Annotated in this window: 25 protein-coding genes; 12 read left to right on the forward strand and 13 right to left on the reverse strand. The window is 72.6% G+C overall.

What is annotated here, in order from left to right:
* Positions 1-8: 8 nt before the first annotated feature.
* Positions 9-686, reverse strand: a complete 678-nt coding sequence (locus tag GXP74_RS30785; RefSeq protein ID WP_182454531.1) for a uracil-DNA glycosylase — start codon at positions 684-686, stop codon at positions 9-11.
* Between the two features lie 84 nt (positions 687-770).
* Between GXP74_RS30785 and GXP74_RS30790 the strand changes: the two genes are divergently transcribed.
* Positions 771-1,469, forward strand: a complete 699-nt coding sequence (locus tag GXP74_RS30790) for a rhomboid-like protein (protein WP_182454533.1) — start codon at positions 771-773, stop codon at positions 1,467-1,469.
* A 61-nt stretch (positions 1,470-1,530) separates the two neighbouring features.
* On the opposite strand, the gene GXP74_RS30795 is transcribed toward GXP74_RS30790, so the two are convergent.
* From GXP74_RS30795 to GXP74_RS30805, 3 genes are all read right to left on the reverse strand, one after another.
* Positions 1,531-2,616: an amidohydrolase family protein gene (locus tag GXP74_RS30795; protein ID WP_182454539.1), complete on the reverse strand. Its 1,086-nt coding sequence runs from the start codon at positions 2,614-2,616 to the stop codon at positions 1,531-1,533.
* Positions 2,613-5,102 (reverse strand): aminopeptidase N, encoded by a 2,490-nt coding sequence (pepN, locus tag GXP74_RS30800; RefSeq protein WP_182454541.1) that lies wholly within the window; start codon positions 5,100-5,102, stop codon positions 2,613-2,615. Before pepN ends, GXP74_RS30795 begins: the two co-directional genes overlap by 4 nt.
* Positions 5,103-5,247: 145 nt before the next feature.
* A complete protein-coding gene (locus GXP74_RS30805) occupies positions 5,248-6,780 on the reverse strand; it encodes an aldehyde dehydrogenase (NADP(+)) (RefSeq protein WP_182454543.1) in 1,533 nt (510 codons plus the stop codon).
* Between the two features lie 101 nt (positions 6,781-6,881).
* Here GXP74_RS30805 and GXP74_RS30810 point away from each other — a divergent pair, with 101 nt between their 5' ends.
* A complete protein-coding gene (locus tag GXP74_RS30810; RefSeq protein ID WP_182454545.1) occupies positions 6,882-7,682 on the forward strand; it encodes an IclR family transcriptional regulator in 801 nt (266 codons plus the stop codon).
* 31 nt (positions 7,683-7,713) lie between these two features.
* Here the strand turns inward: GXP74_RS30810 and GXP74_RS30815 are convergent, their stop codons facing one another.
* Positions 7,714-8,889: a hypothetical protein gene (locus tag GXP74_RS30815; RefSeq protein ID WP_182454547.1), complete on the reverse strand. Its 1,176-nt coding sequence runs from the start codon at positions 8,887-8,889 to the stop codon at positions 7,714-7,716.
* 154 nt (positions 8,890-9,043) lie between these two features.
* Here GXP74_RS30815 and GXP74_RS30820 point away from each other — a divergent pair, with 154 nt between their 5' ends.
* The 3 genes from GXP74_RS30820 (at position 9,044) to GXP74_RS30830 (ending at position 11,704) form a co-directional block, all read left to right on the forward strand.
* Positions 9,044-9,889: an NAD(P)-dependent oxidoreductase gene (locus GXP74_RS30820; protein WP_182454549.1), complete on the forward strand. Its 846-nt coding sequence runs from the start codon at positions 9,044-9,046 to the stop codon at positions 9,887-9,889.
* A gap of 74 nt (positions 9,890-9,963) precedes the next feature.
* The gene (locus GXP74_RS30825) at positions 9,964-11,298 is read left to right on the forward strand and encodes a TerD family protein (RefSeq protein WP_182454550.1); all 1,335 of its coding nucleotides are present in this window, start codon (positions 9,964-9,966) and stop codon (positions 11,296-11,298) included.
* A gap of 100 nt (positions 11,299-11,398) precedes the next feature.
* The gene (locus GXP74_RS30830; protein WP_182454552.1) at positions 11,399-11,704 is read left to right on the forward strand and encodes a hypothetical protein; all 306 of its coding nucleotides are present in this window, start codon (positions 11,399-11,401) and stop codon (positions 11,702-11,704) included.
* A 53-nt stretch (positions 11,705-11,757) separates the two neighbouring features.
* Here the strand turns inward: GXP74_RS30830 and GXP74_RS30835 are convergent, their stop codons facing one another.
* The gene (locus GXP74_RS30835; protein WP_182454553.1) at positions 11,758-12,240 is read right to left on the reverse strand and encodes a PH domain-containing protein; all 483 of its coding nucleotides are present in this window, start codon (positions 12,238-12,240) and stop codon (positions 11,758-11,760) included.
* A gap of 168 nt (positions 12,241-12,408) precedes the next feature.
* On the opposite strand from GXP74_RS30835, the gene GXP74_RS30840 reads away from it, so the two are divergent.
* On the forward strand, positions 12,409-13,197 hold the full coding sequence (locus tag GXP74_RS30840) for a VOC family protein (RefSeq protein WP_182454554.1): 789 nt from the start codon (positions 12,409-12,411) through the stop codon (positions 13,195-13,197).
* A gap of 58 nt (positions 13,198-13,255) precedes the next feature.
* Here GXP74_RS30840 and GXP74_RS30845 read toward each other — a convergent pair whose 3' ends face one another.
* Together GXP74_RS30845 and GXP74_RS30850 are read right to left on the reverse strand one after the other, a co-directional pair.
* Complete coding sequence (locus GXP74_RS30845) at positions 13,256-14,500, reverse strand: cytochrome P450 (RefSeq protein WP_182454555.1); 1,245 nt, start codon at positions 14,498-14,500, stop codon at positions 13,256-13,258.
* Positions 14,490-15,251, reverse strand: a complete 762-nt coding sequence (locus GXP74_RS30850) for a tRNA-dependent cyclodipeptide synthase (RefSeq protein WP_225448322.1) — start codon at positions 15,249-15,251, stop codon at positions 14,490-14,492. Before GXP74_RS30850 ends, GXP74_RS30845 begins: the two co-directional genes overlap by 11 nt.
* Positions 15,252-15,655: 404 nt before the next feature.
* Here GXP74_RS30850 and GXP74_RS30855 point away from each other — a divergent pair, with 404 nt between their 5' ends.
* The 3 genes from GXP74_RS30855 (at position 15,656) to GXP74_RS30865 (ending at position 17,620) form a co-directional block, all read left to right on the forward strand.
* The gene (locus GXP74_RS30855; protein ID WP_182454556.1) at positions 15,656-16,414 is read left to right on the forward strand and encodes a DNA polymerase beta superfamily protein; all 759 of its coding nucleotides are present in this window, start codon (positions 15,656-15,658) and stop codon (positions 16,412-16,414) included.
* Positions 16,411-16,641, forward strand: a complete 231-nt coding sequence (locus GXP74_RS30860) for a hypothetical protein (protein ID WP_182454557.1) — start codon at positions 16,411-16,413, stop codon at positions 16,639-16,641. Before GXP74_RS30855 ends, GXP74_RS30860 begins: the two co-directional genes overlap by 4 nt.
* Positions 16,642-16,717: 76 nt before the next feature.
* A complete protein-coding gene (locus tag GXP74_RS30865; protein WP_182454558.1) occupies positions 16,718-17,620 on the forward strand; it encodes an NADP-dependent oxidoreductase in 903 nt (300 codons plus the stop codon).
* Positions 17,621-17,688: 68 nt separating this feature from the next.
* Here the strand turns inward: GXP74_RS30865 and GXP74_RS30870 are convergent, their stop codons facing one another.
* Genes GXP74_RS30870 through GXP74_RS30880 form a run of 3 tightly spaced genes read right to left on the reverse strand, consistent with a single transcriptional unit; the run spans position 17,689 to position 21,420 of the window.
* The gene (locus GXP74_RS30870; RefSeq protein WP_182454559.1) at positions 17,689-18,636 is read right to left on the reverse strand and encodes an ABC transporter permease; all 948 of its coding nucleotides are present in this window, start codon (positions 18,634-18,636) and stop codon (positions 17,689-17,691) included.
* Positions 18,623-19,576, reverse strand: coding sequence for an ABC transporter permease (locus GXP74_RS30875; RefSeq protein ID WP_182454560.1), 954 nt, complete (start codon positions 19,574-19,576; stop codon positions 18,623-18,625). The genes GXP74_RS30870 and GXP74_RS30875 overlap by 14 nt, the downstream gene beginning before the upstream one ends.
* The gene (locus tag GXP74_RS30880) at positions 19,573-21,420 is read right to left on the reverse strand and encodes a peptide ABC transporter substrate-binding protein (RefSeq protein WP_182454561.1); all 1,848 of its coding nucleotides are present in this window, start codon (positions 21,418-21,420) and stop codon (positions 19,573-19,575) included. Before GXP74_RS30880 ends, GXP74_RS30875 begins: the two co-directional genes overlap by 4 nt.
* A gap of 605 nt (positions 21,421-22,025) precedes the next feature.
* Here GXP74_RS30880 and GXP74_RS30885 point away from each other — a divergent pair.
* From GXP74_RS30885 to GXP74_RS30895, 3 genes are all read left to right on the forward strand, one after another.
* Positions 22,026-22,265: a hypothetical protein gene (locus tag GXP74_RS30885; protein ID WP_182454562.1), complete on the forward strand. Its 240-nt coding sequence runs from the start codon at positions 22,026-22,028 to the stop codon at positions 22,263-22,265.
* Positions 22,266-22,331: 66 nt separating this feature from the next.
* Positions 22,332-22,553, forward strand: coding sequence for a hypothetical protein (locus GXP74_RS30890; RefSeq protein ID WP_182454563.1), 222 nt, complete (start codon positions 22,332-22,334; stop codon positions 22,551-22,553).
* A 91-nt stretch (positions 22,554-22,644) separates the two neighbouring features.
* On the forward strand, positions 22,645-22,881 hold the full coding sequence (locus tag GXP74_RS30895) for a hypothetical protein (protein WP_182454564.1): 237 nt from the start codon (positions 22,645-22,647) through the stop codon (positions 22,879-22,881).
* 15 nt (positions 22,882-22,896) lie between these two features.
* On the opposite strand, the gene GXP74_RS30900 is transcribed toward GXP74_RS30895, so the two are convergent.
* Positions 22,897-23,826, reverse strand: a complete 930-nt coding sequence (locus GXP74_RS30900; RefSeq protein ID WP_182454565.1) for a proline dehydrogenase family protein — start codon at positions 23,824-23,826, stop codon at positions 22,897-22,899.
* Between the two features lie 157 nt (positions 23,827-23,983).
* The gene (pruA, locus tag GXP74_RS30905; protein ID WP_182456756.1) at positions 23,984-25,612 is read right to left on the reverse strand and encodes an L-glutamate gamma-semialdehyde dehydrogenase; all 1,629 of its coding nucleotides are present in this window, start codon (positions 25,610-25,612) and stop codon (positions 23,984-23,986) included.
* Positions 25,613-25,829 lie beyond the last annotated feature (217 nt).

Here is a 25,829-nt window from a genome sequence, read left to right on the forward strand (position 1 = left end):
TCGCCCCGTCAGGGCAGGCGCCAGTCGACCGGCTGGCTGCCCTGCTTGACCAGCAGGTCGTTGGCGCGGCTGAACGGGCGGGAGCCGAAGAAGCCCCGGTCCGCCGACATCGGGCTCGGGTGGGCCGACTCGACGCAGGGGAAGGGGTCCAGCAGTGGGCGCAGGTTGCGGGCGTCCCGCCCCCAGAGGATCGCCACCAGCGGGGTGCCGCGGGCCACCAGCGCCCGGATCGCCTGCTCGGTCACGGCCTCCCAGCCCTTGCCCCGGTGCGCGGCGGGCTGCCGGGGCGCGGTGGTGAGCGCCCGGTTGAGCAGCAGCACGCCGTGCCGGGTCCACGGGGTCAAGTCACCGTTGGTCGGCGCGGGCAGTTCCAGGTCCCGCTGGTACTCCTGGAACACGTTGACCAGACTGCCCGGCAGCGGCCGGACCTCGGGCCCCACCGAGAAACTCAGCCCGACCGCGTGACCCGGCGTCGGATAGGGGTCCTGACCCATGATCAGAACCCGTACCTGGTCGAAGGGTTGCTGAAAGGCCCGGAGCACGTTCGGTCCGGCGGGCAGGTAGGTCCGCCGGGCCGCGAGCTCCGCCCGCAGGAAGTCGCCCATCGCGGCGACCTGCCCGGCCACGGGGTCGAGGGCCTTCGCCCAGCCGGGTTCGACGATCTCACTCAAGGGTCGCGCAGCCATGGGATCACTCTAATGCGCCAACCGGGGCCCACCGCCCCGGCGGACATTCATGACAAACCAGGATCACAGCGACAGACTGGGCCCATGGTCGCCAAGCACGAGGAACCGCCGCACCAGCCGCACGGGTTCCTCCCCGCCGTCTGGACGTACGTCCGCAGCGCCCCCGGGACGTTCCTGTGGCTGCTGGCGCTGCTGTTCACCACCATCGCGATGCACCACATCAACCCGCGGTTCACCGACGAGTTCCTGCGCCGCCGCTCGACCAACCTGCACCAGCTGGCGCGGGACCCGATCCGGGTGCTGGCGGTGAGCACCCTCTGGCTGGACGGCGGCAGTTGGCTCGGCTACGTGGTGCTGTACAACCTCTTCCACGTGCCGGTCGAGCGCTGGCTCGGCACCCTGCGCTGGTTCCTGGTGATCGCCGCCGCCCACGTCGGCGCGACCTACCTGAGCGAGGGCGTGCTGTACTGGGCCATCCACCACGGCCGGGCCCCGGCCTCCGCAGTCAACACCCTTGATGTCGGCGTCAGTTACGCCCTCGCCGGGGCGCAGGCCGTGCTCGCCTACCGGATCGCCACGCCCTGGCGCTACCCGTACGCCGCCGTGGTCGTGCTCTGGTACGGCAGCGCCCTGATCAGCGGGCGCACCTTCACCGACGTCGGCCACCTCTCGGCCGCCCTGATCGGCTTCGCCGGCTACCCGTTGACCCGCAACCGGGGCCCCGCCTGGAACCCCGTCAGCTGGCTCCGCTCGCTGCGCCACCGGCGCCCGCAGCGCCACTGACGTCACCCGACGGCGGTGCGGGCCGCCCGGCCCGGCGGTTGCCGGGCCGGGCGGCGGCGGGTCAGCCGACCACGGTGCCGCGCAGCACGACCGCGGCCGGCGCGGCCAGGACGCGGACGTCGGCGCGCGGGTCCTCGGCGTAGACGACCAGGTCGGCCGGGGCGCCCTCGGTGAGGCCGGGGCGGCCGAGCCACTCCCGGGCGCCCCAGGTCGCGGCCGACAGCGCGGCCGTGACCGGCAGACCGGCCTTGACCAGCTCGGCGACCTCCGCTCCGACCAGGCCGTGCGGCAACGAGCCCCCGGCGTCGGTGCCGACGTAGACCGGCACGCCCGCCTGGTACGCCGCCGCCACGGTCTCGTAGCGGCGGGCGTGCAGGGCGCGCATGTGCGCGGCGTACGCCGGGAACTTGGCGGCGCTGTCCGCGATCCGCGGGAAGGTGGCGATGTTGACCAGGGTCGGCACGATGGCCACGCCGCGCTCCGCGAACAGCGGCACGGTCTCCTCGGTCAGCCCGGTCGCGTGCTCGACGCAGTCGATGCCCGCCTCGACGAGGTCGACCAGCGAGTTCTCACTGAAGCAGTGCGCGGTCACCCGCGCGCCCTCGGCGTGCGCCGCCGCTATCGCCTCGTCCAGCGCCCAGCGCGGCCAGCAGGGCTCCAGGTCGCCGCGGTCGCGGTCGATCCAGTCGCCGACCAGCTTCACCCAGCCGTCCCCGCTGCGCGCCTCCGCCGTGACGTACGCGGCCAGGTCGCCCGGCTCGATCTCGTGGGCGAAGTTGCGGATGTAGCGGCGGGTGCGGGCGATGTGACGGCCCGCCCGGATGATCCGGGGCAGGTCCTCGCGGTCGTCCACCCAGCGGGTGTCGGCCGGTGATCCGGCGTCGCGCAGCAGCAGCGCCCCCGCCTCGCGGTCGGTCAGCGCCTGCTTCTCGCTGGTGGCGTCGTCCACCGCGCCGTGGGCGTCCAGGCCGACGTGGCAGTGGGCGTCGACCAGGCCGGGCAGTGCCCAGCCCCGGATCGTCCGGACCTCGCGGACCGCCGCCGGGCGGTCGAAGGTGATCCGGCCGCCGACCACCCACAGGTCGTCCCTGACCTCCTCCGGGCCGACCAGGATCCGGCCGCTGACACGCAGTGCCTCGCCGCTCACTTGGCGGCCTCGCGAACCCGCAGCGAGCGGCGCAGGTCGTCCACCTGGTCGGCGAGCGCGCGCCGGGTGGACGCCATCAGGTCGTCACGGCCCAGGCACTCCTCGGCCGCGGCCAGCGTGCCGGGTTCCGCCGCGTACGCCGGGAAGGCCTGGCGGCCCAGGAGTCGGGCCACCGCCGGTCCGCGTCGCGCGCCCGCCCCGGCCACCTCGGCGAAGTAGCGCAACGGTCGGTCGCCCAGCAGTTCGGCCTGCTCGGGCTGCCACAGGCCGCGGGTGGTGGCCGCGATGATGTAGTTGGAGGCGTCGCTGTGGAAGAGCATCTGCCAGGCCGCCTCCTTGGCCGCCTCGTCCGGCAGCGAGGCGCGGCAGCGGGCGGCGCCCTGCTCGCCGGTGGCGCTGGGGTCGCGGACCAGTTCCGCGTCGATGTCCGCGGGCCCGGCCGCACCGAGCACGGACAGCCGTGCCAGCAGCCGCCAGCGCAGCTCCGGGTCGAGCTCGGGACCGCCGGGGACGGTGTCCTCGTCCAGCCACTGCCGCAGCTCGGCGATCTCGACCGGGGTGTACGAGGCGTCGATCAGCCCGCGCACGGCCAGCAGCCGCAGCCCGGTGCCGTCCGGGCCGCCCTCGGTACGCCGCAGCAGCGCCCGGCAGACCCCGACCAGCACCGCCAGTCCGGCGGCCCGGCGCTCCGGCACCAGGTAGCAGTCGACGACGGTGGACCGGGCGTAGCCGAGCACCGCTTCGACGATGTGCGCGGACTCCTCACCGGGCAGGTGCGCGGCGACCAGGTCCAGGTACTCGGCCGGGTCGATCTCCGCGTCCCGGAGCATGTCCCGGGCGGCGTTCCAGATCACGGCCCGGGCGAGCGGGTCCGGGACCTCGCCGAGCGAGTCGCTGACGGTCCGCCAGGAGCGGTCGTCGAAGCGGATCTTGACGAAGCCGAGGTCGGTGTCGTTGAGCAGCAGCAGGTCGCGCTCGGAACCGCCGGGCTCGGGCAGCGGGTTGACCAGCTGCCCGGGCAGGTCCAGCGGGATCCTCGGCCCGGCGAACAGCCTTCCGTCCAGGGCCCGTTCGTAGACAGCGGCGGTGATCCGCTGCGGGCGCAGCACGCCGTCGGCGGAGGTGTGCCGGATGCCCTCGCCGTCGAACCGCAGGGTGTCCACGCCGGTGGTCCGCAACCAGGCGTCGGCCCAGGCGCGGACGTCGCGGTCGGTGACCCCGGACAGCGACTCCAGCAGGTCGTCCAGCGTGGCGTTGCCGAAGGCGTGCCGCTCGAAGTGCGCGTTGAGGCCCTTGAGGAAGGCCTCCTCGCCCAGGTACGCGGCGAGTTGGCGCAGCAGCGAGGCGCCCTTCGAGTAGGAGATGCCGTCGAAGTTCTGCAGTGCCTGCGCGGAGTCGGCGACGTCCAGCGGGGCCACCGGGTGCGTGGACGGACGCTGGTCGGCGTCGTAGCCCCACGCCTTGCGGGAGCAGGCGAAGCCGGTCCACACCCCGCTGAAGCGGGTGGACTCGGCGACGGTGCTGTGGCCCAGGTACTCGGCGAAGGACTCGTTCAGCCAGAGGTCGTCCCACCAGCGCATGGTGACCAGGTCGCCGAACCACATGTGCGCCATCTCGTGGGCGATCACTATGGCGCGCAACTCGCGCTCGTTGTCGGTGACGGCGGAGCGGAACACGAACTCGTCGCGGAAGGTGACGCAGCCCGGGTTCTCCATCGCCCCGGCGTTGAACTCCGGTACGAAGCACTGGTCGTAGGAGTCGAACGGGTAGCGGTGCTCGAAGATCCGGTGGTAGTGGTCGAAGCTCTTCTCGGTGGTGTCCAGGATCTCCGCGGCGTCGGCGTCCAGGTAGGGCGCGAGCGAGCGGCGACAGTGCAGGCCCAGCGGGATCCCGTCGTGCTCGCTGACCACGGAGTGCAGCGGCCCGGCGACGACGCAGAGCAGGTAGCTGCTGATCGGCGGGGTGGCCGCGAACTCCCAGCGGGCGCCCTCGTGGCTGGTCACCCGGCTGTTGCCGACGACCGTCCACTCCTCCGGCGCGATCACGCTGACCTGGTGCACGGACTTGAGGTCGGGCTGGTCGAAGGCGGCGAAGATGCGCGGGCCGTCGTCCAGGAACGCCTGGGTGTAGACGTAGACCTCGCCGTCGGCCGGGTCGGTGAAGCGGTGCATGCCCTCGCCGGTGTGCGAGTAGGCCATGTCGGCCTCGATCAGCAGCTCGTTCTCGCTGTCCAGGGCGTCGAGCGGCAGCCGGCCGTCGACGAGCGCTCCCGGGTCGAGCTCGCGGCCGTTCAGCCGGGCCAGGCGCAGCACCGACGGCTTGACGTCGACGTAGGTCGCCGCACCTGGTTCGGTGCAGGCGAAGCGGATCACGGTGGTGGAGCCGAAGACCTCGTCCCCCCGGGTGAGGTCCAGTTCCACGGTGGTGCTGTGGACATCGAGAAGGCGGCGGCGGGCGACGGCATCGGCGCGAGTCAGTGCTGGCATGGGATCATGCTGCCTCATCGCCGCGCGCAGCACGAGCACCGAGGCACCGCCGACCGCCCGCTCACCTACGAGCGAAACGCGCGGCGGTGCGGCTCGGCGCCCGGTCACCGCCCGCTCAGCGCCCGGCCCCCGCTCCGCGCACCGGTCAGCGGAGCTGGAGGACGCCGTCCACCCGGCGCGGGACCCCGGCCGCGTCCCCGTCGCGGAGCTCCGGCGGGAGCAGCTCCCGCGGGACGCTCTGGTAGACCACCGGCCGCAGCCAGCGCTCGACGGCGGTGCCGCCGACCGAGGTGCTGGTGCTGGTGGTGGCCGGGTACGGGCCGCCGTGGTGCATGGCCGGGGCGACCGCGACCCCGGTCGGCCAGCCGCCGAAGAGCACCCGCCCGGCCAGTCCGGCCAGCCGCTCCAGCAGCCCGGCGGCCTCCGGCTCGCCGGGCTCGGCGTGCAGGGTGGCGGTGAGGTTGCCGCCGAGGCCCGCGAGCACCGCGGCGACCTGGTCCAGGTCCTGGTAGCGGGCGAGCACGGTGACCGGCCCGAAGCACTCCTCCAGCAGCGCGCGGTGCTCCTCGCCCGCCAGCAGCGCGGCCGGGACGCTGACACAGCCGGGTCGCACCGCCTGCTCCTGCCCGGGCCCGGGCTGCGCCCCGGCCTGGACCGGCACGCTCACCCCGGGCAGCGCGGCCCGCTCGGCGAAGCCGGTGAGGAAGTTGTCCCGCATCCGGCCGTCCAGCAGCGCACCGGCCGCGGCACCGGCCGTTGCCGAGACAAGTGCCTTCTCCAGCCGGTCGCCTGACGCACCCTCAGGCACGAGGACCAGGCCCGGCTTGGTGCAGAACTGGCCCATGCCCAGGGTGAACGAGCCACCGAGACCGGCGCCGATCTCCTCGGCGCGCTCGGCCGCCGCCCGCTCGGTGACCACCACCGGGTTCAGGCTGCCGAGTTCGCCGTGGAAGGGGATCGGCACCGGGCGGGCCGCCGCCAGGTCGTACAGCGCCCGGCCGCCCGCGATCGAGCCGGTGAACCCGGCCGCGCTCACCAGCGGGTGCCGCACCAGGTCCACCCCGGCCTGCCGTCCGTGCACCAGTACCAGCACGTCGGCCGGGAGGCCGACGCTCTCGGCCGCCGCGCGCAGCGCCCCGGCCGTCAGTTCGGAGGTCTCCGGGTGGTCGGGGTGGGCCTTGGCCACGACCGGGCAGCCCGCCGCGAGCGCGCTGGCGGTGTCGCCGCCCGGGACGCTGAAGGCGAACGGGAAGTTGCTCGCCGCGAACACCGCGACCACGCCCAGCGGCACCTTCCAGCGGCGCAGGTCGGGCCGGGGCGCCGGGGCGGCCTGCGGGTCCGCGTGGTCGACCACGACGTCCAGGAAGGCGCCCTCGTCCACCACCTCGGCGAACGCCCGGAGCTGGTAGGCGGTGCGTGCCAGCTCACCGGTCAGCCGTGCGGTGCCCAGCGCGGTCTCCCGGTCGGCCGCCGCGATCAGGTCCGGGCCGCGCGCCTCCAACTGCTCGGCGGCGGCGCGCAGCAGCGCGGAGCGCGCGGAGCGGTCCGCGAGCGCCGGCAGCGCCGCGTGGGCGGCCCGTACCGCCCGGTCGACGTCGCCCGCCTCCGCCTCTACCGTGACCTGCACCGACCGGACTCCGGTCCGGGCGTCGACGCTCCACACTGGGACGGTGTTCATCTTGGCGGCCTCCACACGCGAGTGTTCCATATTCTGAACGCTGTCCACTACGCTGAACACCACCGACGATACGTCTCTCCAAGAAAAGGGGTCAACCCGCGATGGCCCAGAGCTCTCCGCGTCCCGCCGCCGCCGACCTTCCCGGCGCGGGCGGCGCCCAGGTCAAGTCTGCCGTAAGGACCGTCGAGCTGCTGGAGTACTTCGCCGGCCGCCCCGGCATGCACAGCCTGGCCGAGGTGCAGGAGGCCGTCGGCTACCCGAAGAGCAGCCTCTACATGCTGCTGCGCACCCTGGTCGAGCTCGGCTGGGTGGAGACCGAGGCCACCGGCACCCGGTACGGCATCGGCGTGCGCGCGCTGCTGGTCGGCACCTCCTACATCGACGGTGACGAGGTGGTGGCCGCCGCCAAGGCCACGCTGGACCGGCTCGCCGACGACACCACCGAGACCATCCACCTGGCCCGGCTCGACGGCGCGGACGTGATCTACCTGGCCACCAGGCAGTCGCAGCACTACCTGCGCCCGTTCACCCGGGTCGGCCGCAGGCTCCCGGCGCACTCGACCTCGCTGGGCAAGGCGCTGCTGGCGACCCGCACCGACGACGAGGTGCGCGCGCTGCTGCCGCAGCGGCTGGAGCCGCTGACCGAGCACACCCACACCGACCTGGACGCCCTGCTCGCGGACCTGCGGGAGATCCGCGAGCGCGGCTACTCGGTCGACGCCGAGGAGAACACGGTCGGCCTGCGCTGCTTCGGCATCGCCATCCCGTACCGGATCCCGGCCAGGGACGCGGTCAGCTGCTCGGTGCCGGTGGCCCGGCTCACCCCCGGGCGCGAGCAGATGATCCGGGACGCCCTCTTCGCCGCCCGCGAGCGGCTGACTCTGGCCACCCGGCACCTGTGAGCCGAGCGGCCGGTCCGGGCGGCGGCCGGTACTACCGGAGCGCCGCCAACTGCCGTGCCACCTCGGCCAGATCCGCGTCCGAGGCCACCCCGGCGTGGTAGAGCCGCAGTTCGTCGGCCTCGGGCACGAGCAGCCGGGCCGGGTCGCCGCCCATGCCGGACACCACGGTGAGGTTGGCCGCGCGGAGCACCCCCGGCGCGGCCTTCGCCAGCCCCGGCAGGGCGTCGCGCACCGAGCCGGGACCGGTGCACGGCAGCACCAGCCCGTCCGCGCCGACCGCGTCGGCCAGCCCGTCGACGGTGACCCCGGCGTTCGCGCCGAGCCGGTGCGCGGACGGGTCGGCGTGCAGGAACACCCGGAAGCCGGGCCCGGCGGCGGCCCTGACCGCGCGGACGCAACCGCGCTGCAGGCTGCGGGCGCGCTCGGCGCGGTAGTCCAGGGTCAGCCCGGCCAGGTCCGCGCCGAGCAGCGCCTGCACCGCTGACCATTCGTCAGCACCGTTGCGGTAAACGGCCGGTGTCACCTCGCCCCGCCACACCGGGGCCAGTGCGGCGCGCACCGCGGCGTCGAGGTCCGGTGCGCCCGCGTCCGCATAGGCCGCCGAGCAGACGTCGCAGAAGCAGAGCGACATCAGGTACTGCGCGGCGCCGTCCAACGGGATGCCGCCGATCTTGTCGTGCGCGTGCAGGTGGGCCATCCCGTACCAGCCGCAGGACTCCAGCTCGGTCGCCACCGCGCCCGGACGAACCCCGGCCTCCACGGCCAACTCGGTGCAGTAGCGCACCACTTCGGGCCGGGCCACGCACAGCGCCCACGGATACCGGTCGCCGTAGGCGTTGCACACCGAGCTCTGCGGAAAGTCGTCGCCCAGGCGGGAGTTGTGCGCCAGCACCACCCAACTGCTGACCTCCAGACCGGCATCGGCCAGGGCCAGCGCCGCCTCACCCCACGGGTCCTCCCCCGGCAGCCACTCCTGCCGGTACGGCCGCAGGTCCTGGCCGGACCAGCGCCCGGCGGCGGCCGGGTAGTACACGGCGGCGTGCGGCGCGGTCACCACCCGGGTCACCGGGTGCCGCGGGGTGAGCGCGCGGACGCTGTGGTACGCCGAGGCCAGGGTCACCCCCTGGACCCCGAGCCCGGCCAGCCGGGCCGGGGCGGCGGGGTCACCGAGGACGTCCCAGGGGTAGAGGAAGGCAGAGCTGCGCACGGGTTCTCCTCGGTGGACGACGGTCCGGCTGGTTGACGGTCTGGAGCGACGCCTTCTAGGCTAGCCATATATGTGAATAGCATCCACATCCTTGCATCCACATCTTCGATGGTCCCGCTTCGAGGCCATCGCCTGCCGCAGCCTGGGAGTCCGCATGACCGCACCGAACCCGGCAGCCGCGACCCCGTCGCGCCCCGCGCCCCGCACTGTCCTGCTCACCGGCGCGGCCGGGGGCGTCGGCGGCTTCCTGCGCGAGAGCCTGCCCGGCTACGGCTACCAGCTTCGACTCACCGACCTCGCCCCGGTGCCCGGCGCGCCGGACGCGCTCCCGGTCGACCTGCGCGACCCGGACGCGGTCCGCGCGGCGGTGCGCGGCGTCGACGCGATCGTGCACCTCGGCGGCCTGTCGCTGGAGGACAGCTTCGAGAACATCCTGGAGGCCAACATCCGGGGCAGCTACCACCTGTACGAGGCGGCCCGGCTGGAGGGGGTCCGCCGGGTGGTCTTCGCCAGCAGCAACCACGCCGTCGGCTTCGTCCCGCGCCCGGAGCAGCCCGGGCCGGACGCGCTGCCGGTGGACGTCCCGCTGCGCCCGGACACCTACTACGGCCTGTCCAAGTGCTTCGGCGAGTCGCTGGCCTCGCTGTACGCCGACAAGTACGGCGTGGAGACGGTCTCCATCCGGATCGGCTCCTGCTTCGCCGTCCCCAGGGACACCCGGATGCTGTCCACCTGGCTCAGCCCGGCCGACGCCGCCCGGCTGTTCCACGCCGCGCTGACCGCGTCGCGGGTGCACCACAGCGTGGTCTACGGGATCTCCGCGAACACCCGGGGCTGGTGGGATCTGGCCCCGGCCCGGGCTCTCGGCTACGACCCGCAGGACGACTCCGAGCGGTACGCGGCCGAGGTCGTCGCCGCCCACGGCGAGCTGGTCCCGGGCAGCCCGGAGTACCGGTTCCTCGGCGGGGCCTTCACCGGGACGGAGCCGGAACGCCCCTGAGCACCGGCGGCTGCGACTACGGTGGGCGGTACGCGCGGGCAGAGCCGGGCCGAACCGAACCTTGGAGGGACACCGTGTCCTCAGTCCTCACCCCGGGCGGCAACACGCCGCTGACCAGCAGCCGAGTGACCGTGGACGTGGCTGCCGCCAAGGCGCTGGACGTGTCCGCGCTGCTGGTCACCGCGAGCGGCAAGGTCCGCTCCGACGCCGACTTCGTCTTCTTCAACGCGCCGGAAGGACCCGGCGTGCGCTACTCCACCGCCGGGATAGTGGTGGACACCGGGCTGGTGCCGAGCGAGATCGACCGGGTGGTGGTGACCGCGAGCCTGGACGACGCAACGGCGACCTTCGCGGGCACCGAGCCCACCGCGACCGTCCGCGACAGCGCGACCGGCGAGGAGCTGGCGGTCTTCACCCCGCCCCGGCTGAGCCTGGAGACGGCGCTGGTCGTGGTGGAGCTGTACCGGCGCGGCGGCCAGTGGAAGCTGCGCGCGGTGGGGCAGGGGTACGCGAACGGCCTGGCCGGAATCGCCACGGACTTCGGCGTCAGCGTCGACGACCCCGACCCGACCCCCGCCGCCGAGCCGCCGGTGACCCCGCCCCCGGGCTTCGGGCCGCCCGTCGGCTACGGCGACGCGCCCGGCTACAGCGCCCCGCCGGTCCAGCCGCCCGCCCCCTCGCAGGGCTGGATCCCGACCTCCGTGCCCGTGGCCGGAGCCGGGCCCGAGCCCGCCGCCTGGCAGCCGCCCGCGCCCTCGTCCCTGCCCGGCGGCCCCCAGCAGTACGCCGCCCCGACCCCGGCAGCGGCTCCGGCCGCTCCGGCGTCCGACGGCCGGGTGACCCTCGACAAGGGACGGGTCTCGCTCACCAAGGGCGGCTCGGTCTCCCTGGTCAAGAACGGCGCCCCGATGCTCACCTCGGTCCGGATGGGCCTCGGCTGGGAGCCCGCCTTCGGTGGCCGGGACATCGACCTCGACGCCTCCGTCATCGCCTACGACAGCAGGCGCAAGGAACTGGACAAGGTCTGGTTCATGCACCTGCACGCGTTCGACGCGGCGATCCAGCACGCCGGGGACAACCTCACCGGCAAGGGCGCGGGCGACGACGAGGCGATCACCGTCCACCTGCAGTCCCTGCCCGCGCAGGTCACCGGCCTGGTCTTCACCGTCAACTCCTTCAGCGGGCAGCGCTTCACCGACGTCGCCAAGGCCTACTGCCGCCTGCTGGACGCCACCAGCGGCGCGGAGCTGGTCCGCTTCGACCTCACCCACGCCGAGCCGCACACCGGCGTGCTGATGTGCAAGCTGGTCCGGATGCCGAGCGGCGAATGGGTGATGACCGCGCTGGAGGAGTACGTGGACGCCAAGACCGTCCGCGGCATGGTGAAGCCGGGCGCCCACGCCCTCTGAACACGCCCCCTGCGCGCGCCCCCGGGACCGCCCGCATTCCTCATACGACGTTCATGCTGGTCCGCACGGGATTGTCAGTGCCCACTGCGAAGATGAGCAGGTGTCAGCGAACCGGTTCCCGGCGGAGCTCGTGCGTGCCCAGCAGCAGGTGTGGGCGTACGAGGCGGCTTCGCGTGCCTTCGTCCTCGACGGTCCGGACAGCCCGGTCGGCTGCTGGCCGCTGCCCCGGCAGACGGAGTACCGGCGGCTGCGGGAGTCCCTGCGCCAGGCCCGGCAACAGGTCGAGCGGCATCCGCTGACGGCCGCCGCCATCGCCGACCACCGCTGGTCGGCGATGGCCCGGGCGCTGGCCCGGACCGCCGCCGACGCCCCGCCCGCCCCGGCGCCGGAGCGCACGGCAGCCTGACCCGCGGCCGCTCGTGCGCCTCCGGGAAGGCCGCGCCGTGCCGACGGGCCGGATCAGCGCTCCTGCGGCTCGCCGATGGCGCGGCTCCAGAGTGCCGCGATCGTCCTGGCCTCCTCGTCGAGCTCCAGCTGGTGCGCCCGGGTCGACAGGACTCCCGGCAGCACCGTGCACCGCCGCGCCGCCCCGGACTGCTCCACCACGCACACCTGGCTGCGCCCGCCCCCCGGCCGCACCACCCCGACCGACCGGATGTCCGACCAGGCGATGGTCCGGTCGCGCAGCAGCGTCCGCACGGTGATGCCGGACGCGGCCACCGTCGTCGACCCCACATAGGGTCCGACCCGGACGGCGGCCCGCGCCACCACGGCCACGACCACCACCGCGCCCACCACCTGCCTGACCATGATCCCCGTCGAGTCCGGCGGGGTGCTCAGGGCCCAGGCGTCGAAGACCAGCGCGAGCGCCGTCAGCGCCCCGAGGACGGACCAGCCGGCCACCCGGGTCTGCCGGTCGCCGACGTAGATGGTTGCGTGCATGGGGACGAGGATAGTGACGGTGTCCACCACTGGATACGGGCCAACGAGCTGTCTGCGGCCTGTGTCCGGTGCGGGCGGCGCGCGGATGGGCGAGTGCCGGTAGCGGGATGGCGGGTGAGCGGACAGGGTGGTGGCCGTGGGGGCCGTTCCGTTGTGGAGGCTTGCGTCATGCCCGAGGTAACCGAACCGTACAAGCCCGGCACGCCGTGCTGGATCGACCTCATGGTCCCGGATCAGCAAGCGGCACTCGACTTCTACCGCGACCTGTTCGGCTGGCAGGGCGAGGTCGGGCCGCCGGAGACCGGGGGCTACGCGGTCTGCACGGTGGAGGGGAAGGCCGTCGCGGGCATCATGGCCGCGATGTCGCCGGACGGCGGGCCCACGCCGCCGACCGTGTGGACGACCTACCTGGCGACCGCCGACGTGGACGCCACCGTGCAGAAGATCAACGCCGCCGGGGGCACGGTGCTGATGCCCGGGGTGGACGTGACGACGATCGGCCGGATGGCGGTCGCGGCCGACCCCACCGGCGGCGCCTTCGGCCTGTGGCAGGCCCGGGACTTCGGCGGTGCGGGGCTGGTCAACGAGCCCGGTGCGCTGCTGTGGAACGAGCTCGTCAGCACTGACGTCAAGGTCGCCTCGGCGTTCTACGCGGCCGTGCTCGGCATCGAGGCCGCGCCGATGGAGGGTTCGGAGGGCTACTTCTCGCTCAGCGTCGACGGCCGGGCCGTCGGCGGCCTGCAGGGGGTCGAGCACCTGCCGCCCGGCACACCGTCGCACTGGCTGGTCTACTTCGCCGTGGACGACACCGACAGCACCGTGGACGCGCTGATCCGCGCCGGTGGCAACGTGCTGGTGCCGCCGTTCGACATGGTCGCCGGCCGGATGGCGGTGGTGCAGGACCCGCAGGGCGCCGCCTTCGCCGTGCTCAAGCCGAAGCCGATGACCACGGGCTGAGCCCCGCGCCGGGCGTCCCCGCGTGCCCTCCCCCGAGGAGGACGCGGGGACGCTGCGGCTACCACATCACCGGGAGCCGCTCCGGCAGCCGCTTCATGAATCCGGTACGCCAGACCAACTGCTGGACCGGGACCGCGAGTCGCAGCTCCGGCAGCCGCTCCAGCAGGACCTCCAGGGCGATCTCGGCGTGGCGCCTGCCGAGGGCCGTCGCCGGGCAGTAGTGCCGGCCGCCGCCGAAGGACAGGTGCGCGGAGCTGTTCTCGCGGTCGAGGTCCATCCGCTCCGGGTCGGCGAACACCTCCGGGTCGAAGTTGGCGCCCTCGACCAGCACCAGCACCAACTCGCCCTTCTTGACCTCGACTTCACCGAGGGTGACGTCCTCAAGCGCGAGCCGTGGCAGGCCGTCGCCGATGGACAGGTTGATCCGCAGCAACTCCTCGACCGCCACCGGGATCCGGCTCGGGTCCTGCCGCAACTGGGCGGCCACCTCCGGGTGCTGGATCAGCGAGAAGACCGCCATGGTCAGGAACGCCGAGGTGGAGATGACACCCGCGCCGAACATGGTGACCCCGACCGTGGCCAGCATCCCGTCGGTGAGGTGGGCGTAGTCCGGGTTCCCCCGCAGCGCGGCGATCTCCGCCATCAGGCCAGTAGTTGACGGATCGTCAAGTCGATCCACCATGTACGCCATGTCCCGGTCCCAGTTCAGCTCGGCACCGGCGACCGGGCAGGCCGAGTTCATGAACGCGATGTCCAGGCTGGCCGCCAGCCGGGGCGCGTCCCGCTGCGGGATGCCGAGGATCCGGCAGTGCATCCCCTCCGAGTACGGGTTGGCGAAGGCGGACCGCAGATCCACCGGCGCGCCCTGCCCCAGCAGCCCGTCGACCAGCTCGGACGCGTACCCGCGCAGCCACTCCTCCAGACCGTCGGACTTCGGGTTGATCGCCTTGAGCACCGCCTTGCGCAGGCCCACGCCGGTGATGTTGCCCATGTTGTTGACCACCTCGGGCGGGATGGTCAGCGCGTACTGCCGCGGCACGCCCGGCGCCGAGGTCTCCTTCAGGCTGAACCGCGGGTCCTCCAGCACCTGCTTGCACAGCGCGTGCGAGGACACCAGCCAGGCCGGGTCACCGGCGATGGTCCGCACCCGCTTCACCGGCTCCTGCCGCAACTCGGTTATCTCCGCGGGCAGTCGGTCCCCACGCCAGGAGAACGGGAAGTCCGGCGGGGCCGCGTCGGCACCGCCGGGCGGGGTGTAGGGGCAGGTCGCGCGGGACTGGTCGGGCAGCGTGTCAACGGGCATCGGTGGCTCCTTGTGCTCCGTGAACGGGGGTGACGACGGCGTGGCCCTGGTTCCGCGAGGCCCGCAGCCCGGAGCCGCGGGAGTACAGGAGTTCGGCCATCGGCAGGAGTTGGTGGTAGCAGTTGAGGGAGGAGGGGACCCCCAGGATCGCCGGGGAGTCGAGGAACAACGGCGCTTCCGCGCAGACGTACTGGAGGCAGACCTCGCGCTGCCGCGCGGTCGCCGCCTTTCCGTCCAGCACCTTGGCGGAGAGGAAGGAGTCCACCAGCGCGTCGCAGGTCGCCCGGAACTCCGGGTCGCTCCGCAGCAGCGCGGACAGGTGGCGGTGCAGGGCCTGGTAGGCGGGGTTCGCCTGGAAGTCCGACATGGCGTGGGCACGGAGCCGTCCGCCCTGGGGGCCGACGGTCTCGACCGCGCCGGTCACCTTGGCCCGGACGCCGCGCAGGTTCTTGACCGCCTTCCGCCGGGCGTCGTCGGCGGTGTAGCCCAGCGTCCGGTACATCTCGGCCACGTACAGGTCGGTGTAGACCAGGTCGACCTCACGGAAGTTCGCGGTGCCCCAGCGGGCGAGGTCGATGACGCGCTGGGCCGAGAAATAGCTGTTCCCCGGGGAGACGCCGATCACGGCGTGGTCGCCCTCGGCCCGGATGACCTGGCAGTGCGGGGTGTACGGCTGGACCTCGAAGAAATCGTCTGCTTTCACCACCGGTGTGCGGGACTGAATCTCGAAGATGTCGGTCGCTGTCGTCAACGGAGAGCGTCCTTCGCGTGCGTCGCTAGTCCCTGGGAGCCCCGTGCTCCCGGTGTGGCGACGACACGAGTAGTTAACGGGCGGGCGCGGAGAGTGTCAACGGGCGACCGGGGCGCAGGGGGCCAGAGTCACCCAGAAACATACACATGCGGCCCGGCCCGGATTCCGCACCGGAAATGCCTGGTCGGCGGCGCACCGAAGCTCCACGATTCCGTTGCCGCAGACACACGTACGGAGCATCGGCCGATTCGGGCGCCCGGGGCGGCCGGTATCGATCGCTCCCGCCACGAATGTTCGTGTGTTTCCACAGTCCGCGGCGGCCGGGAAACCCCGGTGCGCCGGACCCGGGCGGACCGGCATGATCGAGCCCGGGCCCGAGGCGGCGGCGGGCGGAGGGGGTCATCGTGAACGTGCTGTTGTCCGGAGTCGTCGGCTCCACCGCGTACGGGCTGGCGCACGCCGGATCCGACCTGGACCAGTTGGGCGTCTACGCCGCGCCCACGGTCGACCTGCTGGGGATCCACCGGCCGCGCAGCGAGTCGGTGGTGACCACCCACCCGGACCGCACCCTGCACGAGGCCGCCAAGTGGTGCCGCCTCGCGCTGACCAGCAACCCGACCGCCAGCGAACTGCTGTGGCTGCCGAGCGAGCTGTACCAGGTGGTCACCCCGCTCGGCGCGGAGCTGATCGAACTGCGGCCCGGCTTCGCCGGCGCCGGATGCGTGCGCAGCGCCTATCTCGGCTACTGCAGTCAGCAGTTGCGCAAGATCAAGGCGCGCGGGGACAGGGCCCGCGCGGCCGGGGACCCGGACGGCGCGGACCGGCTCCGGTCCGCGAAGGCAGCCAGGCACCTGGTGCGGCTGACCCTCCAGGGCACCGGACTGCACCGCACCGGCGAGCTGCTGATCCGGCTCCCCGATCCGGAGCGGGTGCGCGAGCTGGGCGAGCGGATCGCCGAGCGTCCGGAGGTCGGCGACCAGCTGCTGCGCGAGGCCGAGGAAGCGTTCGACCGCCCCGGGGTGCTGCCCGCCGAACCGGACACGGCCGCCGCCGAGGCCTGGCTGCGCCGGGTGCGCGCGGCGTTCTACCCGGACCGGGCCGCACCCGGACCGGCGGGCCCCGGCGTGCGACCCGTCCCGGACTGGGCGAGGCTGGAGGCATGACCTCCGCCGATCCCGCCCTCGCGCCCGTGTACATCTCCGCCTACCTCGCCGACGAACGGCACCGGGAGGTCCGGGTGGTGCGGCACGACGGCGCGGTCATCCCCGAGCCCTGCGCCAGCCAGGAGCAGTTCGAAGCCTTCGTCGAACAGCACCGCCCCGGCACCGACCTGGGCGATCCGCTCCAGGTCTACTGGGTGGACCACCCCGGCGAGTGGACCGGCATCTGAACCCGGCCGCGCCGGTAGGGTCGCGGGGTCACCCCCGGCATCGGGGCCGGCAACCCCGTCACGATCGGAGCGAGTCATGAAGGCAGTGCGTTTCCACCGGTTCGGCGGTCCGGAGGTGCTGGAGCTCGTGGATCTCCCCGATCCGCGTCCGGGCCCCGGCCAGGTCCGGATCGCGGTGCGCGCGGCCGGGGTGAACGCGAGCGACTGGAAGAAGCGCCAGGGCCTGATGGACGAGGAGCTGCCGCAGACCCTCGGCTACGAGGCCGCGGGCGTGGTCGACGAGCTCGGTGCGGGCGTGCTGGACGTGGCCGTCGGCGACCGGGTGTTCGGCTTCTGCCTCGACGGGGCGGCCCAGGCGGAACTGGCCGTGCTGGCCCACTACGCGCCGGTCCCGCCGTCACTCGACTTCGCGGGCGCCGCCGCGCTGCCCGCCGCCGTCGAGACGGCCACCCGGGCGCTCGACCGGCTCGGCGTCGGGAGCGGCAGCACACTGCTGGTCAACGGCGCCTCCGGCAGCGTGGGCAGCGCCGCGGTACAGCTGGCGCTGGGGCGCGGGGCGCGGGTGATCGGCACCGCCGGTCCGGCGAACCAGGAGTACCTTCGCTCGCTGGGGGCCGAGCCGGTCGGCTACGGCGAGGGCATGGTGGAGCGGGTGCGCGCGCTCGCGCCCGACGGCGTCGACCTGGCGCTGGACGTGGCCGGGAGCGGCGTGCTGCCCGAGCTCATCGCGCTCGCGGGCGGCCCCGGGCAGGTGCTGACCGTCGCCGACTTCGTCGGCGCGCGGGACCACGGCGTGCGCTTCAGCCGGGGGGACGACGGCCGCGCGCTCCACGCGCTCGCCGGGATCGGCGAGCTGATCGAGGCCGGACGCTTCTCGCTGCCGGTCGCCGGAACCTTCCCGCTCGCCGACGTCGCCCGAGCGCACCGCGCCGGGGAGGCCGGTCACGCCCGCGGCAAGCTCGTCCTCCTGGTCGGCTGACCCGCCCGACGGCCGCGCGGGCGCACCGCAGGCACGGACCACCCGGGAGCGGCCGTCCCGGAGCGGCCTCAGTCCTTGCTCAGGCGGGTATCCAGGGCGTTGTGGACGGCGTCGCCGATCAGGTTGAACGCGACCACGGTCACGATCAGGATGATCGCGGGCGGGTACACCAGCCACCAGTAGCCGTCGAACAGGTAGTTGAGGCCGTCCGACAGCATCGTGCCCCAGTCCGCGTGCGGCGGCGCCAGACCGAGGCCGAGGAAGCTCAGCGTCGACAGGCTGAGGATGGCGTCGGCGACGGTGAAGGTGGCGCTGACGATGATCACGCCGACGCAGTTGGGCACCAGGTGCCGGAGCACCACCCGCCAGCGGGTGGCCCCCATCATGGTGGCCGCCTGCACGAAGTCCAGGGTGCGCAGGGACAGCACCTCGCCGCGGACCAGCCTGGCCACGCCGATCCAGGAGAGCAGCGACAGCAGGATGATGATCAGCCACAGGTTCGGGGTGAACAGGTTCACCAGGATCAGCAGCAGCACCAGGCTGGGGACGGCCAGCAGGGTGTCGATGACCCGCATCATGAAGGCGTCCACCACGCCGCCGACCAGACCGGCGAACGCGCCGTAGAGCGTGCCGAGCACCGTGGTGGCGACGGCCACGGCGAAGCCGAGTTCCAGTGAGGACTGGCCGCCCTGCATCAGTCGGCCCAGGACGTCGTAGCCGGAGGCGTCGGTACCGAGCGGATGGCTGCCGCTGGGCGGCAGTTCGGCGAGGTCGAGCCGGACGGTGACCTGGTTGGTGTGGTACACCAACGGCCCCAGGAAGCACACCAGGGCGATCGCAGCGACGGTCAGTACGCCCGCGGCGGCCAGCCAGTTGTGGACGAGCGCCTGCCGGATGAGCCGGCCGGAGCCGGTGCGCTCCGCGAGCGTGCCCGCCTCGTCCGCCTCGGGGCGGCCGAGCGGGCCGACCGGTTCGGAGCGTTCGGCGGTGTGCGTGCGGAGTTCAGGTGCTGGCATAGCGGATCCGTGGGTCGAGGAGGCTGTAGAGGATGTCGGCGACCAGGTTCCCGGCGACCGTGGCGACACCGACAACGAGCGTGGATCCCAGCAGGATCGGGTAGTCGTGGCTGGTGGCGGCCTGGAAGAAGAGCAGCCCCATGCCCGGGTAGTTGAACACCTCTTCGGCGATCACCGCTCCGGCCACGATCCCCGGGGCGGACAGCCCGAGGACGGTGATGATCGGCAGCATCGAGTTCCGCAGCACGTGCCGCAGCAGCACCAGCCGCTTGGGCAGGCCCTTCGCGCGGACCACCCGGATGTAGTCCTGGGCCAGCGCGTCGATCGCCGAGGACCGCATGTACCGGCTGTAGCCGGAGAAGCTGCCCAGGGCCATGGTCGCCACCGGTAGTACCAGGCCGCGTGGATCGGCCAGGATGCCGCTCACCGACACCGCCTGCGGCGCCTCCGGCGGCAGCAGGTGCAGCTGCACGCAGAAGACCGCGATCAACAGCAGCGCGAAGAAGAAGTCCGGCATGGAGTACAGCACGAACGCCACCGCGGTGAGCGTGTTGTCGGCGACCCCGCCGCGTCGCACCGCCTGCCCGATGCCCAGTGGCAGGGCGATCGCCAGGGAGAGCACGGTGGAGATCCCCACCAGCACCGCGTCCCGCGGCACCCGCTGGGCGATCAGCGTGGACACCGGCTGCTGCAACGAGTAGGACGTACCGAGGTTCCCCTCGCAGACCTGCTTCACATAGGTGATGAACTGCCGGTACAGCGGCTGGTCCAGCCCGTTGACGCTGTTGAAGATGGCGATCCGGCCGGGCGTGGCCCGCACCCCCAGGGTGGCACGGGCCGCGCTGCCTGGCTCCAGGTGGAGCATGACGAAGGTCAGGACCATCACGCCGATGACGACGCCGACCGCTTGACCGAATCGCCGCAGGAGATAACTGCTCACTTGGTGAAGTACCAGATTTCCGGGTTGAGGCCGCCCGAGAACGGGTTGAGCGGGGTGACGCCCTGCAGCTTCTTCCGGTAGACCAGGACGGACTCCTGGTTCGGCAGCCACAGCCACGGCAACTGCTCGGCCGTGTAGTCCTCGTAGGCGAAGAACGACGAGGTCTGCGAGCCGTACTCGGTGGCGTTGATCAGCTGGTCCAGCTTCGGGTCGGAGAAGCCGCCGGAGTTGTTGTCGCCGGTGCTGTTGAAGAATCCGTCCCCGGCCGGGTAGAGCGGGTAGGGGTCGTAGCCGTAGTCCACCAGCTGCCAGCCGCAGGTGGCCACCGGGTGCGAGGCGGCGGTGCAGGAGCCCATCGCGCCGATGAGCGTGTTGAAGGGCTCGGCCTTGAGGTTGACGGTGACCCCGTCCTGGGCCTCCGAGGACTGGATGGCCGCCTCCTGCTCGTCGGTGGCGGCGTTGCCGGAGGAGTAGAGGAGCTGGAAGGTCAGCGGCTCACCGGCGGTGATCCCGGCGCCGCACTGGGACGGCCCGGTCCCCGGGGACTGGCAGACGGTCTTGCCGCCCGGGACCACCTTCCAGCCGTGAGCCCGCAGCAGGGCACTCGCCTTGGACGGGTCGTACGGGTAGGGCCCGCCGGACTTCTCCAGCGGCGAGGCCCAGGGACCGGTCGCCTGCAGCGGGACCGGTCCGTTCCCCGGGTCGGCGTAGCCGCCGTAGACCTTGGAGACGATCTGCGGGCGGTCGATCAGGTCCTCCAGCGCCTGGCGGACGTAGAGCTGCTGGAGTTCCGGTCCCACCCGCGCGTTGTAGAGGTTGGGGATGATTCCGGCCACGCCGGGCACCGGGATGCTGGCCACCGAGTAGCCGTCCGCCTCCAGCGCTCCGGCCTGCTTGACGTCGTTCAGCGGCAACCCGCCCACGTCCAGCGAGCCGCCCGAGCGCAGCACGTTGAGCTCGGCGGTGTCGGTGGTGAACGGGGTCTCCACGACGCTGGAGACGATGGGCTTGTCCGCCCCGGAGTAGTGCGTGTTGGGCACGTAGCTGTAGTAGCCGTCGGTGCGGAACGCCGACAGGGACCAGGGCCCGTCGACCACCTTCCACAGCGGGTTGGTGGCGAACGTGGCCATGTCGCCGCCCTCCTTCTGCAGGAAGGCGTACACCGCCTTGGCACCGGCCGTGGTCCGGTCGGCGTTGCCGACCGCGCCCGTGGCCGTGGTCCGGTCCCAGGCGTGCTGCGGCAGCAGCGGGATCTGGCTGAGGACGTCGTCGGTGAAGAAGCTCGGGTTGTACGAACGGGTGAGGTCCAGCACGACGGTGTGGGCGTCGGGCGTCGTCACCTTCGACACGTCGTCGGGGAAGAGTCCGGGCACGTAGCCGACCCAGTTGGAGGCGTTGGCCTTCAGCAGGTTGTAGACGAAGGTGAAGTCCCGGCTGGTGATCGGCTGGCCGTCGGACCAGTCCCAGTCCTTCAGGTCGATGGTGACCTGCTTGTCGCCGTTCCCGTAGACGATCGAACTGGTCAGGCTCTCCTGCGGGTTGATCACCGACTGGGCGCCGTCGCCGGAGTACACCAGGAAGGGCCACATGCCCTGGGTGAGGTTGACGTTGTAGCCGTCGGTGTTGGTCGCGGGTGCGAGCGGGAAGATGAAGTTGGGCGACGCGGCGACCTCGGCGATGGTGACCGTCCCACCCCGCTCTGCCTGCCCCTTGGGCGCCGAGCTGACCGAATTCCCGTTTCCTATCGCGCCGCTGGATCCGGAGCTGCCACCGCTGCACGCCGCCATGGCCATCGCCAGAGTCAGTGCGACCGACGTGACGGCCAGGTGGCGGGTGATTCTCATTCGGAGTATCGCCTTCCATTTCTTGAATGCGCTTAGGCAGGGGGTATTCACGGCATGGTGTGGAGGGTGCCACCCCGCTACCGGGTGACAGCAGCAAACTTCACCATGAATCCCCCGGCAGCGCGCCGGGAAATCATGTGATATGCATCACTCTTTCTCTTTTTCGGGCTAATTTTGCGACGCATCCCGAGAGTGTCTGATAAAGAGCCTTTTTACAGTGGGCAATGCTCCCGAAACAATAGGAATGCGGACCGCCGCCGCGCACCCCCGGGCAATCTCCCCGCCGCCCGGCCAAGTGCGCTGCCCAGCAACGCGGATGGACTCGAAATCGCCGAACTGCCGTCCCCAGGGGGGCGATCGGACCGGGGCCCGCCCACCGACCGCCGCAACAATGCCTTCATGAACGGCGTCGCCACGGCATGCCCCCGGAGTCCCACCGGCGCACCGCGGGTATGACCCAGGCCACATGTCGCTCTTGCCTGGATTTTCCGGATACCTCCGATCCAGAGATCCGAGCGGCCGCGCCGACACCCAGTGCCGCATGGCGTTCTCGTCCACCCGAAAGAGTGACGAATGCCGTCCGCCGAGCTGGGCAGGTGTGCTCCATGAACATCAAGCTCCCCAAGGCCGACAAGTCCGACCAGACCACCGCCCTGCGCCGCGTCCAGGAAGCCACCGCGGCGCACGCCCGGACACGGCGTGATCTCGATGACGCGATCGCCGACGCGACCGCCGCCGGGGTGCAGCCCGAGGCCCTGCAGCAGGTCGGGCAGGTCGAACCCGGGCACGGGAAACACGCTGGTGAGGTGGATATCGAGCTGGCCGGGCTCGCGGTCGCCGACTGAGGTGGTGACGCACCGCGCCACCGACGCCCAGGTGCGACGCCCCCGGCCCGGGGAGACCCTGGGAGCATGAGCATCCCCGACCCGACCGCGAGCCCCTCCCCGGACGTCGCCCACCTCACCCCGATGCGGCTCGCCGCCCTTGCCAGCCTCGCGTTCTCCCGCGCCGGCGGCACCCAAGTCGCGCTCCTCACCGACGCGGACGACAAGGGCGGGGACCTGGCGGTCGTGGAGACCGCCCTGTCGACCCGGCCCCCGATCCTCCACCCGACGGACCTGGCGGGCGGCTGACCGGGCACGGCCGCGCCGCCGCGCCTGACCCGGCTGACCCGGCTGACCGCGCCCGGATGCGCGTCGCCCCGGCCGGGGCGACGCTGGCGGCATGGACTCGTACCCGATGCCGACGCAACGGCAGCCGATCATCGTCGGCCCGTACACCGAGCAGGGCCGACTCGTGCGGATCCTGCGGCACGACGGCGTGACCACCGTGCCCGTGATGATCGCCTCGGGACGCGCCTTCGTCGAGTACGTCGAGCGCGCCCGGCCGCTCACCGACCTCAGCCCGCCGGACCAGCAGGTCCAGTGGGCCGACCGGCCCGAGGAATGGCCCGAAGGCTGACCTGCCGCCGCTCGGTCAGCCGCGACCGGCGAGGGCGCGGAGGAAGAAGGTCAGGTTCGCCGGGCGCTCGGCCAGACGGCGCATGAAGTAGCCGTACCACTCGCCGCCGTAGGGCAGGTAGATGCGCATGGTGGCACCGCTGTCGACGATCCGCTGCTGCTCCTCCGGCCGGATGCCGTACAGCATCTGGTACTCGAAGCTGTCGGCCTTCCGCTCCCGCCACTCGGCGAGCTGGCCCGCGATCCGGATCATGCGCGGGTCGTGCGAGGCGACCATCGGGTAACCCTCGCCACCCATCAGCACCTTGAGGCAGCGGACGTACGAGAGGTCCACCTCCCGCCGCCCCTGGAAGGCGACCGACTCCGGCTCCTGGTACGCGCCCTTGCACAGCCGGACCCGCGAGCCCGGTCCGGAGAAGTCCGCGCAGTCGGCCTCGGTGCGGCGCAGGTAGGCCTGCAGCACCACGCCCAACCACGGGTAGTCGGCCCGCAGTTCGCGGGCGATGCCGAGGGTGGAGTCGGTGGTGGTGTGGTCCTCCATGTCCAGGGTGACCGTGGTACCGGCGTCGGCCGCCGCCGCGCAGATCCGGCGGGCGTTGTCGAGGGCGATCCGCTCGCCGTCCTGGGGCAGGAACTGGCCGACTGCGGAGAGCTTGACCGAGACCTCGGCGCGCTCGGCGAGGCCGGTCTCCTTGAGCGCGGCGAGCAGCCGCTCGTAGGCGGCGGCGGTCCCGGCGGCCTGGGCGGCGTCGCGGGTGTCCTCGCCGAGGTGGTCGAGGGTGATCCGGCGGCCCGCGCCGACGAGCTCGTCGGTGACGGCGACCGCCTCGTCCAGCTCGTCCCCGGCGATGAAGCGGCGGACGATGGCGCGGGTGGGCGGCAGCGCCTCGATGACCTGGCGGGCGCGCGGCGCGCGGGAGGCGGCGAGGAGAGTGGTACGGAGCATCTGGACTCCTGGGCAGGTACAGGTCACGCGGGCAGCTGGGCCGGTGGCGGGCGGGCGGTGCGGGACGGCGGGCGGTGCGGGAGCGAGCGGGTGCCGGGGTGGCCCGGGCCGTGCCCCCAAGGGGTGGGGCACCGCCCGGGCCGGGAGTTCCAGCAGGTCAGCCCATGTGCGGGTAGCGGTAGTCGGTCGGCGGCACGAAGGTCTCCTTGATGGAGCGGGTCGAGGTCCAGCGCAGCAGGTTCTGCGCCGCGCCCGCCTTGTCGTTGGTGCCCGAGGCCCGGCCGCCGCCGAAGGGCTGCTGGCCGACGACCGCGCCGGTCGGCTTGTCGTTGATGTAGAAGTTGCCCGCCGAGAAGCGCAGCCGCTCCATGGTGGCCGCGATCGCGGCCCGGTCCCGGGCGATGACGGCGCCGGTCAGCGCGTAGCCGGAGACCGCGTCCAGCTGGTCCAGCACCTCCTCGTAGCGCTCGTCCTCGAAGACGTGCACCGCGAGCACCGGGCCGAAGTACTCCTCGTGGAAGTACTCGGCCGACGGGTCCGCGCAGACCAGCACGGTCGGCCGGACGAAGTAGCCCTCGGCGTCGTCGTAGCGGCCGCCGGCCAGCACCTCGACCTGCGGATCGGCCAGGGCCCGGTCGATCGCGGCCTTGTTCTTGGCGAAGGCCCGGTCGTCGATCACCGCGCCGATGAAGTTGCCCAGGTCGGTGACGTCGCCCATGGTCAGCGACTCCACCTCGTCCCGGAACGCGTCCTTGAGCTGTGCCCAGAGCGAGGCCGGGAGGTACGCGCGGGAGAGCGCCGAGCACTTCTGGCCCTGGTACTCGAACGCGCCCCGGGTCATCGCGGTCTTCAGCACCGCCGGGTCGGCCGAGGGGTGGGCGACCAGGAAGTCCTTGCCGCCGGTCTCGCCGACGACGCGCGGGTAGCTGCGGTAGCCGGTGATGTTCTCGCCGACCGTGCGCCACAGGTGCTGGAAGGTCCGGGTGGAGCCGGTGAAGTGGATCCCGGCCAGGTCCCGGCTGTTCAGCGCGACCTCGGAGACGGCCAGGCCGTCGCCGGTCACCATGTTGATCACCCCGGCCGGGAGCCCGGCCTCCTCCAGCAGGTCCATCAGCAGCTGCGCCGAGTACTGCTGGGTCGGGGACGGCTTCCAGACCACGGTGTTGCCCATCAGCGCCGGCGCGGTCGGCAGGTTCCCGGCGATGGCGGTGAAGTTGAACGGCGTGATCGCGTAGACGAAGCCCTCCAGCGGGCGGTGGTCGCTGCGGTTCCACACCCCCGGCGAGGACTGCGGCTGCTCGGCCAGGATCTGCCGGGCGAAGTGCACGTTGAAGCGCCAGAAGTCGACCAGCTCGCAGGGGCAGTCGATCTCGGCCTGCTGGGCGGTCTTCGACTGGCCCAGCATGGTGGCCGCGACCAGGGTCTCCCGCCAGGGGCCCGAGGCCAGGTCGGCGGCGCGCAGGAAGATCGCGGCGCGGTCGTCGAAGGAGAGCGCGCGCCACGCGGGCGCGGCGGCCAGGGCCGCGTCCACGGCCTGCTGCGCGTCCTCGCGGGTGGCGTTGCGCATGGTGCCGAGCACGGCGGCGTGCCGGTGCGGCTGGACGACGTCGATCGGCTCGCCCCGGCCCAGTCGGCGTTCCCCGCCGACGGCCATGGTCAGCTCGACCGGCTCCTGTCCGCCGAGCCGCTTCAGCTCCGCCTCCAGCCGGGTGCGCTCCGGGCTGCCCGGCGCGTAGCTGTGCACGGGCTCGTTCACCGGCGCGGGAATCTGGGTCACAGCGTCCAACACGCGCGTTCTCCCTCGGTTGCGGATCAGGCTGTAGCGGGTCGCGTTGCTGATCTCAGTGCGGATCTCGGTGCGGTCACACGGATCATGCGGATCATGCGGTCGGGCGGCACGGATCGCGCGTCAGGACGACCGTACGGCCGGGCGTGGTCCGGCGTATGTGTCCGAGCAGCTAATGTCTGGCCCATACCCTTGTCCGATCAGCCAAACCAGGGAG

Origin of the sequence: Streptacidiphilus sp. P02-A3a (genome assembly GCF_014084105.1) — a bacterium.
Classification (GTDB): Bacteria; Actinomycetota; Actinomycetes; order Streptomycetales; family Streptomycetaceae; genus Streptacidiphilus.